The sequence below is a fragment of the Novosphingobium sp. KCTC 2891 genome (genome assembly GCF_025938155.1).
GTDB lineage: Bacteria > Pseudomonadota > Alphaproteobacteria > Sphingomonadales > Sphingomonadaceae > Novosphingobium.
The window spans coordinates 159,241-173,561 of the sequence record NZ_JAPCZG010000004.1 but is presented as its reverse complement, the minus strand read 5'-3'; the positions used below and the strand labels follow the sequence as shown (position 1 = coordinate 173,561).

The 14,321-nt window shown below is 67.6% G+C and carries 16 protein-coding genes; 10 read left to right on the top strand and 6 right to left on the bottom strand.

Features of this window, described 5'->3' with window-relative positions:
* Positions 1–13: 13 nt before the first annotated feature.
* Complete coding sequence (locus OLX02_RS09825) at positions 14–706, top strand: response regulator transcription factor (protein ID WP_264422380.1); 693 nt, start codon at positions 14–16, stop codon at positions 704–706.
* Between the two features lie 7 nt (positions 707–713).
* A complete protein-coding gene (locus tag OLX02_RS09820) occupies positions 714–2,075 on the top strand; it encodes a sensor histidine kinase (RefSeq protein WP_264422377.1) in 1,362 nt (453 codons plus the stop codon).
* On the opposite strand, the gene OLX02_RS09815 is transcribed toward OLX02_RS09820, so the two are convergent.
* The gene (locus OLX02_RS09815; protein WP_264422375.1) at positions 2,025–5,399 is read right to left on the bottom strand and encodes a glycosyltransferase; all 3,375 of its coding nucleotides are present in this window, start codon (positions 5,397–5,399) and stop codon (positions 2,025–2,027) included. The two genes, OLX02_RS09820 and OLX02_RS09815, sit on opposite strands and share 51 nt — an antisense overlap.
* 303 nt (positions 5,400–5,702) lie before the next feature.
* Here OLX02_RS09815 and OLX02_RS09810 point away from each other — a divergent pair, with 303 nt between their 5' ends.
* On the top strand, positions 5,703–6,560 hold the full coding sequence (locus OLX02_RS09810; RefSeq protein ID WP_264422374.1) for a DODA-type extradiol aromatic ring-opening family dioxygenase: 858 nt from the start codon (positions 5,703–5,705) through the stop codon (positions 6,558–6,560).
* 2 nt (positions 6,561–6,562) lie between these two features.
* On the opposite strand, the gene OLX02_RS09805 is transcribed toward OLX02_RS09810, so the two are convergent.
* Complete coding sequence (locus tag OLX02_RS09805; RefSeq protein ID WP_264422372.1) at positions 6,563–6,991, bottom strand: GNAT family acetyltransferase; 429 nt, start codon at positions 6,989–6,991, stop codon at positions 6,563–6,565.
* Positions 6,992–6,998: 7 nt separating this feature from the next.
* Complete coding sequence (gene guaA, locus OLX02_RS09800; protein WP_264422370.1) at positions 6,999–8,558, bottom strand: glutamine-hydrolyzing GMP synthase; 1,560 nt, start codon at positions 8,556–8,558, stop codon at positions 6,999–7,001.
* 417 nt (positions 8,559–8,975) lie between these two features.
* Here guaA and gluQRS point away from each other — a divergent pair, with 417 nt between their 5' ends.
* The 5 genes from gluQRS to OLX02_RS09775 all read left to right on the top strand — a co-directional run bounded on the left by gluQRS (position 8,976) and on the right by OLX02_RS09775 (position 12,005).
* Positions 8,976–9,821: a tRNA glutamyl-Q(34) synthetase GluQRS gene (gene gluQRS / locus OLX02_RS09795; protein WP_264422368.1), complete on the top strand. Its 846-nt coding sequence runs from the start codon at positions 8,976–8,978 to the stop codon at positions 9,819–9,821.
* Positions 9,818–10,045: an HIG1 domain-containing protein gene (locus OLX02_RS09790; protein WP_264422366.1), complete on the top strand. Its 228-nt coding sequence runs from the start codon at positions 9,818–9,820 to the stop codon at positions 10,043–10,045. Before gluQRS ends, OLX02_RS09790 begins: the two co-directional genes overlap by 4 nt.
* 18 nt (positions 10,046–10,063) lie before the next feature.
* The gene (locus tag OLX02_RS09785) at positions 10,064–10,630 is read left to right on the top strand and encodes a cob(I)yrinic acid a,c-diamide adenosyltransferase (RefSeq protein ID WP_264422364.1); all 567 of its coding nucleotides are present in this window, start codon (positions 10,064–10,066) and stop codon (positions 10,628–10,630) included.
* A gap of 73 nt (positions 10,631–10,703) precedes the next feature.
* Positions 10,704–11,573 carry a 3-hydroxyacyl-CoA dehydrogenase NAD-binding domain-containing protein gene (locus OLX02_RS09780; RefSeq protein ID WP_264422362.1) on the top strand — a complete coding sequence of 290 codons (870 nt, stop codon included), beginning with the start codon at positions 10,704–10,706 and terminating at the stop codon, positions 11,571–11,573.
* Between the two features lie 66 nt (positions 11,574–11,639).
* Positions 11,640–12,005: a hypothetical protein gene (locus OLX02_RS09775; RefSeq protein WP_264422361.1), complete on the top strand. Its 366-nt coding sequence runs from the start codon at positions 11,640–11,642 to the stop codon at positions 12,003–12,005.
* Here the strand turns inward: OLX02_RS09775 and OLX02_RS09770 are convergent.
* Positions 11,999–12,334 (bottom strand): hypothetical protein, encoded by a 336-nt coding sequence (locus OLX02_RS09770; RefSeq protein WP_264422359.1) that lies wholly within the window; start codon positions 12,332–12,334, stop codon positions 11,999–12,001. The two genes, OLX02_RS09775 and OLX02_RS09770, sit on opposite strands and share 7 nt — an antisense overlap.
* Positions 12,335–12,488: 154 nt before the next feature.
* Here OLX02_RS09770 and OLX02_RS09765 point away from each other — a divergent pair, with 154 nt between their 5' ends.
* Positions 12,489–12,836, top strand: a complete 348-nt coding sequence (locus OLX02_RS09765) for a DMT family protein (RefSeq protein WP_264422757.1) — start codon at positions 12,489–12,491, stop codon at positions 12,834–12,836.
* A gap of 3 nt (positions 12,837–12,839) precedes the next feature.
* Here the strand turns inward: OLX02_RS09765 and OLX02_RS09760 are convergent, their stop codons facing one another.
* Entirely contained in the window at positions 12,840–13,022 is a 183-nt protein-coding gene (locus OLX02_RS09760) for a hypothetical protein (protein WP_264422357.1), read from the bottom strand.
* Between the two features lie 133 nt (positions 13,023–13,155).
* On the opposite strand from OLX02_RS09760, the gene OLX02_RS09755 reads away from it, so the two are divergent.
* The gene (locus OLX02_RS09755) at positions 13,156–13,614 is read left to right on the top strand and encodes a thermonuclease family protein (protein ID WP_264422356.1); all 459 of its coding nucleotides are present in this window, start codon (positions 13,156–13,158) and stop codon (positions 13,612–13,614) included.
* 10 nt (positions 13,615–13,624) lie between these two features.
* Here OLX02_RS09755 and OLX02_RS09750 read toward each other — a convergent pair whose 3' ends face one another.
* The gene (locus OLX02_RS09750) at positions 13,625–14,260 is read right to left on the bottom strand and encodes a TetR/AcrR family transcriptional regulator (protein WP_264422354.1); all 636 of its coding nucleotides are present in this window, start codon (positions 14,258–14,260) and stop codon (positions 13,625–13,627) included.
* Between the last annotated feature and the right edge of the window lie 61 nt (positions 14,261–14,321).

Sequence of the window (14,321 nt, the reverse complement as noted above, 5' to 3'; positions counted from 1 at the left end):
GGGAGTGACAGCGATGAGCGGACGGATCCTTCTGGTCGAAGACGACCGGCAGATCAGCGACTATGTCGCGCAGGGGTTCGACGAACTCGGCTTCACGGTCGATCGTGCGGACAATGGCCGTGATGGCCTGTTCCTCGCGACCGACAGCCAGTTCGACGTCGTCGTGCTCGACCGGATGCTGCCGGGCATGGACGGCCTCGCCCTGCTCAAGGCGCTGCGCGCCGCCGGAGTGACGACGCCGGTGATCATGCTGTCCGCACTCGGCGGGCTGGACGACCGGATCGTGGGGCTGAACGCGGGCGCCGACGATTATCTGGGCAAGCCGTTCTCCTTTGCCGAACTGCTGGCGCGGGTTCAGGCGCTGATCCGCCGGGGCGGCGGCAGCGCGCAGGCAAAGCCGCAGGAAACCGTACTTCGCTGCGGTGATCTGGAGTTCGACCGGCTGACCCGGCAGGTGCGCCGCGGCGCGCGCAAGATCGCCTTGCAGCCGCGCGAGTTCCGTCTGCTCGAATACCTCATGCTGCATCAGGGCGAAGTGGTGACGCGCACCATGCTGCTGGAGGCCGTGTGGGATTATCACTTCGATCCAGGAACGAACGTGATCGACGTGCACATCAGTCGCCTGCGCCGCAAGATCGACGATGGAGAGGCGTGCCCGCTGTTCCACACCGTGCGCGGCGCCGGCTACCGCCTCGCGGCCGACTGAGTTTCCCATGAGCGCCGCACCGCGCCGTTTCTCGCCCACCATGGTCCGCCTGGTGACGGCGGTGTTCGTGCTGCAACTGCTGTCCAGCGCCGCGGCGATCTTTTTCCTGCGCACCCAGATGCTCGACGTGGTGCGGGCCGACCGGGTGCGCCAGGTGATCGACGTGCGGGACGATCTGCTCGCCGCCTACTACGATGGCGGGCACGAGGAACTGGCGGAGTTCATCACCTCCCGCCGGGGCAGCGCGGCCGATCCCACGGTGTTCATCGCGCTCACCGGCGGCGAAACTGGCGGAGCGCCGGTGCTCGCCAACCTGACACGGGCGCCCACGGTCCCGATCTCGGCGCGGCCTGTGCCGGTCATGGTGCGCCACGGCGCGCAGGCTCCGCTGCTGGAGGGCGTGGCCGTCGCGGGCGGGCTCTCCGACGGATCGAAGCTGGTCGTGGGCGTGGCGGGGGGAAGCGATCGCCGGCTGGACCTGGCGTTCGCCACGGCCATCGGCGTGACCATCGCCGTCGCGGTGGTCTTCGCCACGCTCAGCGCGCTGGTCCTGGGCATCGTCATCAGCCGCCGCACGCACGAGATTGCGGAAACCGCCGCGCAGCTCGCCTCGGGCAATTTCGGCGCGCGCGTTTCCACCGACGAGGCGGGCGACGGGTTCGATCACCTGCGGCTCCAGATCAACCTGATGGCGGAGCGCATCGACCAGCTCGTGTCGCAGCTGGGCGCGGTGTCGGGCGCGCTGGCGCATGATTTGCGCTCGCCCGTGACGCGTCTCTCGGCCGCGATCGAAACGGCCATGGCCCGCACCGAGGAACCGCGCGCGCTGGAAGCGCTGGAAGCCGCACGCGCCGACGCCGAGGGGCTGCGCGCGATGCTGGAAACCGCGCTGGAGATCAGCCGCCTCGAAGGCGGCGTGGTGCAGGACCGCCGCACGCCGCTGGATCTGGCGGTCGTGGCCGAGGATCTGGTCGAACTCTACGAACCGCTGGCCGAACAGGCGGGCGTCCAGCTGGCGGCGGACCTCCTGCCTGTCACCGTGGTGGCGGACCGCGAACTGCTGTCACGCGCGCTGTCCAACCTGATCGACAATGCCATCAAATACGGGGGGACGGCGATTACCGTCACCACCCGCACCCAAGGCAGCCGGGGCGAGATCACCGTGGCCGACAACGGCCCCGGCATCGCGCCAGAGGACCGGGACCGCGCGGTCGAGCGGTTCGTCCGGCTCGACAATGCGCGCACCCGGCCCGGCGGCGGACTGGGCCTCGCCATGGTCGCCGCGGTGGCGCGGCTTCATGGCGGGGAACTGGTGCTTTCAGGTGAGAGCGGGCTGATCGCTACCCTGCGGCTGCCCTTGCGCCGCTGAGGGCGAGGCCACCCGGCCCGTCCGTTCAAGCTTGCCCCAGCCGATACCGAGGCCCGCCAGAGCGGCACCGACCGCGCGGATCACGACACCGTACATCAGCTGGCGGTAGACGAAGCGCTGTGCCAGCAGCAGCCCCGGCCGGAACCGCTCCTCGCGCACGTCGAGCCGGAACGCGACCCATCCGCACAGCACGTCGATGGTGGTGAACGCGGCCCAGTAGAGGCCCATGCGCAGCACGTCGGTCTGCGTTTGCGCCCAGCCGTGCTGGACCACGCGGATCACGGTGCCGATGATCGAGACGCCCAGCGCCAGGTCGATCAGGGGGGAGACCATCGCGAACACGATCTGGAACAGCCAGGCCTGCGGCATTCCGACGAACGCCAGGCCGGACGGGCGCCGCTTCGTCATGATCGAGCGGTGCTTCCACAGGCACTGCAGCGTGCCGAAGGCCCAGCGGAAGCGCTGTTTGCCCAGAGCGCGCAGCGTTTCGGGCGCTTCGGTCCAGGCCACGGCGTCTTCGTCGTAGGCGATGCGCCAGCCCTCGCGCTGGATGGCGATGGTCAGGTCCTGGTCCTCGGCCAGCGTGTCCTCGGGGAAGCCGCCGACCGCGTCGAGCGCCGAGCGCCGCCATGCACCGACGGCGCCGGGCACGACCATGATCGCGTCGAAGCGGGTCAGCGCGCGGCGTTCGATGTTCTGCGCGGTGACGTATTCGATCGCCTGCCAGCGGGTGACGAGGTTGACCCGGTTGCCCACCTTGGCGTTGCCCGCGACCGCGCCGATCCTGTCATCGACGAACCAGCGGACGAGCTTGGCGATCGTCCCCGGCTCGAACTGGGTGTCGGCATCGAGCGCGACGACGATCTCGCCCGAGGCTTCGGCGAGCGCGCGATTGAGCGCCTTGGCCTTGCCGCCGTTGACCAGCGTGAGCAGCCGGACGCGCGGATCGTTGCCGAACGCCTCGGTGACGATGGCGCTGGTGCGGTCCTTCGATCCGTCGTCGGCCACGATTACCTGCATCGGGCCGTAATCGCTGGCCAGGATGCGGCGGATCGAGGATTCGATCACGCGCTCTTCGTTGAAGGCGGGGATGATGACGGTGACGATGGGGTCTGCACCGCCGGGCGCGGGCGCCTTGTGACGGTTGGGGATCAGCGCCAGCACGGTCATGCCGACGGCGCGGATGGTGCCCAGCGCGATGGCGAAGAAGAAGATCCACACCAGCGAAGCGAACACGGTGGCAAGGATGCCGAAGATCGCGACGTCCGCGCGCACCGCCACGAGATCCCAGCCGTTCACCACCGGCATCACGTCGTCGCGCTTCAGTCCGGCGAGCGTGGAGACGGGGACCAGCCGGTAGCCGTCCGCTTCCAGGCGCTCGATGATCTGCGGCAGCGCGATCAGGGTCTGTTCGCGGTTGCCGCCGCCATCGTGCAGCAGGACGACGTTGGCGGTGCGATCGGGCGTGGCGTTCTCGATGCCGCGCACCGCGGCATCGACGATGGCAGAGGCGTCCTTCTTCTTCCAGTCGTTGGTATCGGCATGGAGACCGACCACGGTATAGCCCTGCTGCTGCGCGATCAGCGCCGGCCCCAGTTCGTCCGCGGTGGTCGGCTCGGCATCGCCGAAATAGGGCGCGCGGAACAGGCGGGTGGAGCGCCCGGTATAGGCCTCGATCAGCCGCTGCGTGGCGTTCAGTTCCAGCTTCACCCCGGCGGTGGATTCGTCCGCCATGTTGGGGTGGGTGTAGCTGTGGTTGCCGATCTCGTCCCCGTCGGCGGCCATTCGTTCGAGCAGGCTGCGGTTGCCCACGCCGTTTTCGCCGACGACGAAGAAGGTGCCCGGCACGTGGTAGCGTTCCAGGACCGAGAGGATCTTCGGCGTCCAGGCCGCATCGGGGCCATCGTCGAACGTGAGCGCGACCAGCTTGGCGCGGTCGCCGGTGCGCCGCACGACATAGGGCGTGGGCAGCACGGTATAGTTTTCCGCCGTGACCAAGTGCGAGCGCGGATCGAAGGCAATCGTGCGCGCGCCGGAGCGCGGGGTCGCATCGACGCGCAGGATCTCGCCATTGCCTTCCACGTCGACGTTGTTGGCCTGCGCGATCGCGGAGAGGTTCGGCGGCGTGTGCCCGCCGCCCCGCCACGACTTGAGCGTGGGCCAGAAGCCCGGATCTTCCGAGCCCAGCCGCCACAGCGCGACATTGCCCAGGCCGAGGTGCGAGAGCACCTGCATCTGGTTCCAGCTGGCCGCGGCGTCGAGCATCCACACGTCGTGGCGGACGGGGCCGTGATCGGTATTGTCGGTATAGGCGAAACCAAGGTTGCCGCTGGCCTTGTCCCAGGCGGGAACCGCGCCGCTGTCGTGCGCGGCCAGCCACGCTTCCTCAACCGTCTGGCTGTCGGCATGGCCTTCGTGCCAGTCATAGCCATAGTTGCCCAGCGCGACGATCACCTTGTCGCGTGCCACGCCCTTGATCTGGTCGGCGAGATGCCCGGCGAACCAGCCCTGCGAAGCGATCGGACCGGGCTGACCGCCCTGCCAGTGCTCGTCATAGGCCATCAGCACGACCTTGTCGGCCACGCGGGCGAGGTCGCGCGCGGACCATTCGGGGCTGTCGATCGGCATGGTCACCGCCACGACGCGGTGCTTGGGCGCAAACCGGGCATGGAGATCCGCGGCGAGCGTGCGCAGCGCCGCGATGCCGTTGGGCGGCAGATTTTCGAAGTCGATCATCACGCCGTTGTCGCCCGAACGGTCGAGCGCGGCATCGATGCCGGCGACCAGCGCGGCGCGGCGTGCGGAATTGGTCAGGACTGCGGTGGTGCCGGCGCCGTCCCAGGTGCCGTTGGCCGCATTCTGGAGCACGGGCACCACCAGCGGGCGATGCAGCGCGCCGGCGAGCACGCGGCGCATCGGCGCATCGTCGGTGACGGTCAGCTGGCCGGCATGGTCGATCGACATCAGCGTGGGCGCGACCCAGTCGAGCTGGCCCACGTGACGCGCCAGAACTTCGGCGCTGCCGTCGGTCCAGGACGTGTAGAACCCGACCGTGATCGGCGCACCCTTGCCGCGCACCGCCGCCGTGGGCCGGTGGCCGAACAGATCGGCCAGGCGGTGCGACAGCCGGCTGACCTGCGTCTTCAGCGGCAGCGGCGCCATGCGCTCGAAGCCGAGCGGCAGCGGCTGCGCCGCGGGAACCGTGGCAAGCGTGGTGGCGAAGACTGCCGCCAGCGCGATGAGCAGCGCGAGCGCGGCAAGCGCCGCACGGCGCGTCCAACGATGACGTTGACCAGTGGGATCGAAAAATACGGGACGAGACACGGCGTTTCCTTGCGGGATCGGCATCGCCGATCGCGGCGCACGCGGCCGGCGCGGGTGACGGTGAGCAATCGACGAATGGGAATCGGAACAGGGGACCGTCACGTTGCGATTCGTCGGCGACTGCTCACCGTCGAAAAGCGGAATACCCGTTCGCGCCGCACCAGCGGGTGAGCAAAACATTACGTTTTGGCCATTCGACGCCCCCTGCGCGCCCATCTGTTCGGCGAAGTCGAACGAAGCCGCGTGTATTTTCGCACTTCTTGGCAGTGCCCGGCGTGCCTAGGTTGCAGAGGCAGCAACAGGATGACTTTCGCCATGACGCTCCAGCCGGTCTTTTTTCTTTCGCACGGCGGCGGACCCTGGCCGTGGCTCGACGGTCCGTTTCGCCGCAGCTTCGATCTGCTGGAGGCGTCGCTCAAGGCCATTCCGGCCGAGCTTCCCGAACGCCCGCGCGCGGTGCTGGTGGTGTCGGGGCACTGGGAGGAGCCGGGCTTTACCGTATCGACGGCCCAGCAGCCCGGCATGGTCTATGACTATTACGGCTTCCCCGAGCATACCTACCACATCCGCTACGCTGCGCCCGGATCGCCCGAGGTCGCCGCGCGGGTGGTGGAACTGGGTGCGGCGGCGGGCATCCCCATCGGCACCGACGCGGCGCGCGGGTTCGACCACGGCACATTCTCGATGCTCCAGCCGATCTATCCCGACGCGGATATTCCCGTGGTCAGCCTGTCGATGCGGGCGGACTACGATCCCGCCGCGCATCTTGCACTGGGGCGCGCGCTGGCGCCGCTGCGCGCGGAAGGCGTGGTGATCGTGGGATCGGGGCTTTCGTATCACAACCTGCGCCGGTTCGATCCCAGCGCCGCCGTCCCTTCGGCCGGGTTCGACGCGTGGCTGCGCCATGCGCTGACGCAAGTGCCGCCCGCCGAGCGCGAGGCCGAGCTGCGGCGCTGGGAAGCAGCGCCCTATGCTCGCGAGGCGCACCCGCGGGAAGATCACCTCATCCCGCTGATGGTCGCGGTGGGCGCGGCAGGCGGCGATCCGGGCACCGTGATCTATGCGCAGGACGACCTGCGCGGCGGGGTTACCGCGTCATCCTACCGTTTTTCGCAGGACACCACGCCCAGTCCCTTCGACCGGCTGCGCGCGGCCGCCTGATCTCAGCGCCCGTCGAGCCGCCGCCCGAGCGTCTCGACGGCCTGGCTCTCATAGCCAAGGGCCGCATAGAACGCCTTGGTGGCAAGGTTGTCGCTGCGGACCATGAACATGATCTTGGGGCAGTCGCGGGCCTTGAGCCAGTCCTCGGCTGCGGCCATGAGCGCGCGCCCGGTGCCGGTGCGCTGTCGCGCGGGATCGACGCCAAGATAATAGACCCAGCCGCGATGCCCGTCGAAGCCGACCATCACTGCGCCGGCCATGTCGCCCGCGTGTTCGGCGACCAGCACGCAGGACGCGGGAGTTCCCTGCGCCATGCGGAAATCGGCGTTGGGATCGTTCCACGGGCGGGTCAGGCCCGCCGCCTGCCACAACGCGACGACTGCGGCCTCGTCGGCCGCCGTCGCCTCGCGCAGCGTGTGGGTCACGCCCACTCGGTGCTTATTCCCATTCGATCGTGCCGGGCGGCTTCGACGTGTAGTCGTAGACCACGCGGTTGATGCCCTTGACCTCGTTGACGATGCGCGTCGCAACGCGGCTGAGGAAGCCGGCGTCGAAGGGGTAGATGTCGGCCGTCATGCCGTCGGTGCTGGTCACCGCGCGCAGCGCGCAGACGCTGTCATAGGTGCGGAAATCGCCCATCACGCCCACGGTCTTGACCGGCAGCAACACCGCGAAAGCCTGCCAGATCGCGTCGTAGAGACCCGCGTTGCGGATTTCCTCGAGGTAGATCGCATCGGCCTTGCGCAGGATGTCGCAGCGTTCGCGCGTCACTTCGCCGGGGATGCGGATGGCAAGGCCAGGGCCGGGGAAGGGGTGGCGACCCACGAAGATGTCGGGCAGGCCCAGCTCGCGGCCCAGCGCGCGCACTTCGTCCTTGAACAGTTCGCGCAGCGGTTCGACGAGCTTCATGTTCATGCGCTCGGGCAGGCCGCCCACGTTGTGGTGGCTCTTGATCGTCACCGAAGGCCCGCCGGTGAACGAAACCGATTCGATCACGTCCGGGTAAAGCGTGCCCTGCGCGAGGAAATCGGCGCCGCCGACCTGCTTGGCCTCGTCCTCGAACACGTCGATGAAGGTCTTGCCGATGAACTTGCGCTTGGCCTCGGGATCGGTGACCCCGGCCAGCCCGTTCAGGAACAGCGCCGACACGTCCTTGTGGACCAGCGGGATGTTGTAGTGGTTGCGGAACAGGCTGACGACCTGCTCGGCCTCGCCCATGCGCATCAGCCCGTGGTCGACGAACACGCAGGTCAGCTGGTCGCCGATCGCCTCGTGGATCAGCACGGCCGCCACCGCCGAATCGACGCCGCCCGAAAGGCCGCAGATCACGCGGCTGTCGCCCACCTGCTCGCGGATTTCGGCGATCTTGGTCTTGCGGAATTCCGCCATGGTCCATTCGCCGGTGCAGCCGCAGACGTGGCGCACGAAGTTGGCGATCAGCTTGCCGCCGTCGGGCGTGTGGACCACCTCGGGGTGGAACTGGGTGCCGTAGTACTTCTTCTCGTCGTTCGCGATCACCGCGAAGGGCGCACCGTCGGACACGGCCACGATGCGGAAGCCGGGGGCGAACTGCGTGACCTTGTCACCGTGGCTCATCCACACCTGATGGCGCTCGCCGACCTGCCAAAGCCCGTCGAACAGCACGCAAGGCTCGGTCACGGTCAGGAAGGCGCGGCCGAATTCGCCGGAATCGCCGGGTTCGACCTTGCCGCCCAGCTGCTCGCTCATCACCTGCTGGCCGTAGCAGATGCCCAGGATCGGCAATCCGCTGTCGAACAGGCACTGCGGTGCGCGGGGGCTGCCATCGGCGGGCACGCTGGCCGGCGATCCCGACAGGATGATGCCACTGGGCTTCATCCGGTGGAACGCGGCTTCGGCCTGCGTGAAGGGAGCGATTTCGGAATAGACCCCTGCCTCGCGCACGCGGCGCGCGATCAACTGGGTCACCTGGCTGCCGAAATCGACGATCAGGATCGATTCTGAAGGCTGGATGCTCATGGGTGGCCGATAGGCATCATGGCGCGCGCTGTCCAGCCGGTGCGGGACTGCGGCGCGCGCAATTGCATGGCGCGAGTTGCAAAAACTGCACGTGCAGACGCCCCGTTCGCACTTGCAGCATACGCCGATCGGCGTATTGCGCGCCTCGTTCAGCAAGCTCCTGCAATCCACCACCCTGCCGGCGCCGATGAACTGGGAGACTGCCTGAGAGTGCCTCATCAACAGGAGGACACACCATGCGCAGCATCGCTTCGTTCGTGCTGCCGATCATCATTGCTGCTGGCGTCAGCGGCATGATGTTCACCGCCACGCTCGTCTGAGCCACGCGGTCATTCGGCCACAAGCTATAAAACGGCTGCCCCTGCACTTTGGGGCAGCCGTTTTGCTTTCCGGACGGTGCGCGTTAGTGTCCGGGAAGTGACGATCACGCGCTTCGCCCCCAGCCCCAACGGCCCGTTGCACCTTGGTCATGCCTATGCGGCGATCGTGGCGCATGATCGCGCCAAGCGGGATGGCGGCGAATTCCTGCTGCGGATCGAGGATATCGACGGCGCGCGCAGCCGGCCGGAACTGGCCGAGGAATTTCGCGAGGACTTGCGCTGGCTGCGGCTCGATTTCCGCGAGGTCGCGCCCCAGTCGCAGCGCATCGCCAGCTACCGCGACGCCGCGGATTCGCTGCGCGCGATGGGCCTGCTTTATCCCTGCCGCTGCAGCCGCGCCGAGATTGCCGCCACCGCCACCCGCATGGGGCCGGACGGCCCGGTCTATCCCGGCACCTGCCTGCACGCGCCGATCATGCCGGGGCCGGGCGTGGTCTGGCGGCTCGACATGGAGCAGGCGACCGACCTGTGCGGACCGCTCAGCTGGACCGACGAACGGCGCGGCGAGCAGCAGGCACGGCCGGACCTGTTCGGAGACGTGGTGCTGTGGCGCAAGGACGCCCCCGCAAGCTACCACCTCGCGGCGACGCTCGACGATGCGGCCGATGGCGTGACCTGCGTGACGCGGGGGGCGGACCTGTTCCAGGCCACCCACGTCCACCGCCTGCTCCAGGCATTGCTCGGTCTGCCCGAACCGGTGTGGCACCACCACCCGGTGCTGATCGAGGCGGACGGGCGCAAGCTGGCGAAGCGACGCGGCGCCTCCGCGATCGCGGATCGCCGCCGCGCGGGCGAAGATGGCCGCGCCGTGGCCGCCGAACTGCGTGCCGGGCTATTCGACACTGGTATTTCCCTCTCGGACTACATACATCAGGCTGCATGACCTACGTCCTTGTCCCGCTCCTGCTGATCTTCATGGGCCTCGCGGTCTATTCGCTGGTCCGCGGCATCATCGCGTTCCTCCAGACGACGAAGGAAGGGCTGGAGCGCGGCGACGAGGGGCTGAAGGAAATGCAGCTTCTGCAGAACCGGATGATGTTCAACCGCATCAAGTTCCAGGGTCTCGCCATCGCCGTCGTGGCGATCCTCTTGGCGGTGGCGCGCTGACCGCGTAAGCGGCTGCGCATGGTCAAGCTCAACAAGATTTACACCCGCACCGGCGACGACGGCACCACCGGGCTGGTCGATGGCTCGCGCCGCGCCAAGCACGATGCGCGGATGCACGCCATCGGCGAAGTCGACGAACTCAACAGCGCACTCGGCCTTGCCGCCGTCGCGCTGCCAGATGATCGTGCCCAGCCCCTGCAACGCATCCAGAACGACCTGTTCGACCTGGGCGCGGACCTTGCCACGCCGGGCGAGGATTTCACGCCTTCGGAAATGGTGCTGCGCGTGGTGCCGGGGCAGGTCGCATGGCTGGAACGCGCTATCGACGCGGTCAACGAAGGATTGCCCCCTCTCACCAGCTTCATCCTGCCGGGGGGCAGCGAGGGCGCCGCGCGCGTCCACCTCGCGCGGTCGATCGCGCGCCGCGCCGAACGCGCGGCCGTCGCGCTGGCCGCGGTGGAAGCGGTGAACCCGGCGGCGCTCGGCTACCTCAACCGCCTGTCCGACTACCTGTTCGTCCTTGCCCGCGCGATCAACGCCGGCGCGGACCCGTTGTGGGTGCCGGGCGCCTCTCGTCAGGATTGATCCTCGGGGTGCCAATGGACAGCGCGCGCGCCCGAAGCTAGGCAGCGCGGATCATTCGGCAGGGAGGCAAGCGATGCGGACGGTAGCGGTGATCGGTGCGGGGCAGATGGGCTCGGGCATTGCGCAGGTCGTGGCGCAGGCGGGCCTCAGGGTGCTGCTTTCCGACGTGCAGCTCGATCTGGCCGAGAAGGCCAAGGCGAAGATCGCCAAGGGGCTGGCGCGGCTGGTCGAGAAGGAAAAGATCGCCGCCGCCGATGCGGAAAGCGCCCTTTCGCTGATCGTGCCTGTCGGCGACTATGCCGCGATGGTCGAAGCCGACCTGATCATCGAGGCCGCGACCGAGCGCGAGGACATCAAGCACAGGATTTTCGAGGCGGCGGGCAAGGTGCTGCGCGCGGATGCGATCATGGCATCGAACACCAGTTCGATCCCGATTACGCGCATGGCCGTGTCCTCGCCCGATCCGGCGCGCTTCATCGGCGTCCACTTCTTCAATCCGGTGCCGGTGATGAAGCTGGTCGAGGTGATCCCCGGCCTCGCCACGTCCGCCGCGACGGTCGATGCGGTGAAGGGCTTTGTCGCCCGCCTGGGCAAGGAAGCGGTGCAATCGGGCGACGAGCCGGGCTTCATCGTCAACCGCATTCTCGTGCCCATGCTGAACGAGGCGTGCTTCGTGCTGGGCAGCGGCACCGCCAGCGTGGCGGACATCGACAAGGGTTGCCGGCTGGGCCTCAACCATCCCATGGGGCCGCTCGAACTGGCGGACTTCATCGGGCTGGACACCTGCCTGGAAATCATGCGCGTGATCCATGGCAGCACCGGCGATTCCAAGTATCGCCCCGCGCCGCTGCTCGCCAAGTATGTCGAGGCGGGCTGGCTGGGCCGCAAAAGCGGCCGGGGCTTCTATGACTATTCGGGTGAGGTGCCGGTTCCCACCCGCTGAAGGTCTGGCCGCCGCCGGAACGAGCGGGCAGGTTGGCGCGTAGTCCTTTCGCAAGGAGACAGCGCCATGACCGACCGCAAGCCCATCTCGCCCGCTCAGAACGATGCTGGCGAAAACTTCGACGAGCGCGATCTCGCGCCCGAGGCGCACAATGCCGAGCAGGACGATGAAGGCGCGCAGGCGCAGACCATCGCCAACGAAGGCATCGGGCGCGGGTCTGGTTCCGGTGAAGATGGCGAGACCGAACGCGTGGGCGACGATCCCGACGAAATCGGCGGCACGACTCCGGATGTGGTCGATCACATGAAGCAGATGGTCACATCGGGCCGGATCGACATGGGCGCGTTTCGCGGTGAGCGCAGCGACGACGACGAGGAAGGCACGTACGGCGAGCAGGGCATCGACGACGACACCCCGCGCGCGCGTTACTGATCGGCCTGCTGCGCTGCTGCGTCGTCTCCGCCAGTTGCCGCGTTGTCGTCCTCGGGAAGATCGTTCACCGTTGAGGTAACGTCCTTGTCGCGGTCGTAGACGCGCACTTCGTAGCGCTTCTTGCCGTCGCTTTCCTGATCTTCGGCGGAGACCGGCTTTTCCTCTTCCTGCGCCCAGCGCGCGAACTTGTCTTCCGCGCTCTCGCTGGGGGCTTGCTCGGCCGGAGCGGTATCGCCGAACTCGCGGGTCGCGATGGTCGTTGCGCTGCCCAGGATCAGCACGCCCCAGAGAAGCGCGAACCAGCGGTTGCGGAAAAGAAGGGCGATCATCGCGCGGCTCCGGTTGGTATCGGCACGTCGCAACGGTAGCGTTTCGCGGTTAACAATCTGCCAAGCCCGTGCTCATGCCGGGTGCTGTCCGGGGATTGCGCGAGCCGCGCGGTGCGCGCAGGAAATGCGGCCAATCCTTGCGGAGCGTGCGGCGTTGCAGACGATCCTGTTGTTGTTCCTGTCGAATATCTTCATGACGACGGCTTGGTACTGGCATTTGCGAGGTGGCCCGCAGGTGGCCGAAAGCAGGCCCGTGGTGCTGGTGATCGCGGTCAGCTGGGGACTGGCGCTGATCGAATACTGCCTTGCGGTGCCGGCCAACCGGATCGGCTATGCCAACCGCTGGAGCGCGGGCCAGCTGAAGGTCGTGCAAGAGGCGATCGGGCTGACCGTGTTCGGCGGGTTCATGGTGCTGGTTCTGGGCGAACCGCTGCACTGGCGCCATTTCGCCGCCTTCGCCTGCCTGATGGGTGCGGTCGGGTTCATCTTCATCGGCCGGTAGGGCTCAGCGCGGCGCCGGGGGATCCTTGGCCCAGGGATTGACGTGAACCGGAGGCGGCGCGGGCGCGGCGGCCTCGGTCTCGTCGGGCGAGGGCGTCACCTGCCAGGCGGTGAACAGGATGCCGGCGGCCCACCACAGAGCCGACCAGCGACTCCGGAAGATCCGGCGAGAGCGAAAGCCAAGCATGACAGGCGTCCTAAGCCCCCGCCGGTTAAGATTCGGTAGGCCCCGCTCCTGCCTATGGTGTTTCTACTAAGTCACTCCGGCATAAGAATTTATCCGGAACGGAACCGCGCGGGATCATGATCATCTAGTCACGATGATCCGAGCTCTCACCCTCTCCTTCGCGGCGCTTCTGGCCTTCCTTGGCGGACGTTCCTGCACGTTCGCGCATCCGTTTTCCCAGGTCGGGGCAGACCGCGAGGCGGCCCGTTTTGCGCCGTGCGCGGCTGCAAAACGTGTAACCTGCATCGTCGATGGCGACACCTTCTGGTATCAGGGCACCAAGATCCGCATCGCCGATATCAATGCGCCCGAAGTGAGCCATCCCGGCTGCGCGCGGGAAGCGGCGCTGGGGGCGGCGGCAACGCGGCGGCTTACGCAACTGCTCAATGCCGGCCCGTTCTCGCTCGCCATCGAAGGGCGCGAGGTGGACCGCTATGGTCGCGCGCTGCGGGTGGTGCGGCGCGGCGGCGAGAGCCTTGGCGCCGTACTCGAACGCGAAGGGCTGGCCGAACACTGGCAGGGAAGGCGCGGCGACTGGTGCGCTGCCGCGTGATCGCGTCGGCTCAGGCTGCGCGAAGACCCGTCACGCCCTTGGCGCCCCGATCCGCGGCGGACAATCCATCGAACACGGCATCGATGATGCGCGCCAGCTTGTCCTCGGTCAGCCTGTCCATGAACATCATCATGGTGTTGATCGCGCAATAGGGCGCGACCATCTGGTTCACGAGGCTGATCGTCTCGTCGATGCCCAGGTCGGTAAAGTGCCCTTCGCCCATCGCCTCGCCGATGATCACGCCAAGGTAGTGATCGGCCAGATCGACGTAGCTGCGGACTTGCTCGAAATGCTCGTTGCCGATCTCGATATAGGTCTGGAAGGCGACCGGATCGGCTTCGTAATGCCGGCGCATCATGGTGAAGCGGCGGGCGAAGAACTCGTACATCTTGCGCCGGGCGGGCAGGTCGCTGGCGACCACGTCCTCCATCGCCTGTACCTTGGGGCGGAACCAGTATTCCGCCAGCGCTTCCAGCAGCGCTTCCTTGCTTTCGAAATAGCGATAGACATTGGCGGGCGACATGCCCGCGCGGATGGCCACTTCCTGCATCGTCAGCGCGGTGCTGCCGCGTTCCTCGATCAGTGCGGTGGCGATTTCGACCAGCCGCTCACGTTCGGCCTCGATGTCGGTCTGCGCGCGTCGCATCGCTTGTTCCTGTTCCCGGCGGGTGGGCATTTCGGAGTGATTGTAGGATCTGGTTCCCGAG

Bases quoted from the DNA above. Each gene is read 5' to 3' on its own strand.
- OLX02_RS09825 (WP_264422380.1), top strand. From the start codon at position 14: ATGAGCGGACGGATCCTTCTGGTCGAAGACGACCGGCAGATCAGCGAC.
- OLX02_RS09820 (WP_264422377.1), top strand. From the start codon at position 714: ATGAGCGCCGCACCGCGCCGTTTCTCGCCCACCATGGTCCGCCTGGTG.
- OLX02_RS09810 (WP_264422374.1), top strand. From the start codon at position 5,703: ATGACTTTCGCCATGACGCTCCAGCCGGTCTTTTTTCTTTCGCACGGC.
- guaA (WP_264422370.1), bottom strand. From the start codon at position 8,558: ATGAGCATCCAGCCTTCAGAATCGATCCTGATCGTCGATTTCGGCAGC.
- OLX02_RS09790 (WP_264422366.1), top strand. From the start codon at position 9,818: ATGACCTACGTCCTTGTCCCGCTCCTGCTGATCTTCATGGGCCTCGCG.
- OLX02_RS09785 (WP_264422364.1), top strand. From the start codon at position 10,064: ATGGTCAAGCTCAACAAGATTTACACCCGCACCGGCGACGACGGCACC.
- OLX02_RS09780 (WP_264422362.1), top strand. From the start codon at position 10,704: ATGCGGACGGTAGCGGTGATCGGTGCGGGGCAGATGGGCTCGGGCATT.
- OLX02_RS09775 (WP_264422361.1), top strand. From the start codon at position 11,640: ATGACCGACCGCAAGCCCATCTCGCCCGCTCAGAACGATGCTGGCGAA.
- OLX02_RS09770 (WP_264422359.1), bottom strand. From the start codon at position 12,334: ATGATCGCCCTTCTTTTCCGCAACCGCTGGTTCGCGCTTCTCTGGGGC.
- OLX02_RS09760 (WP_264422357.1), bottom strand. From the start codon at position 13,022: ATGCTTGGCTTTCGCTCTCGCCGGATCTTCCGGAGTCGCTGGTCGGCT.
- OLX02_RS09755 (WP_264422356.1), top strand. From the start codon at position 13,156: ATGATCCGAGCTCTCACCCTCTCCTTCGCGGCGCTTCTGGCCTTCCTT.
- OLX02_RS09750 (WP_264422354.1), bottom strand. From the start codon at position 14,260: ATGCGACGCGCGCAGACCGACATCGAGGCCGAACGTGAGCGGCTGGTC.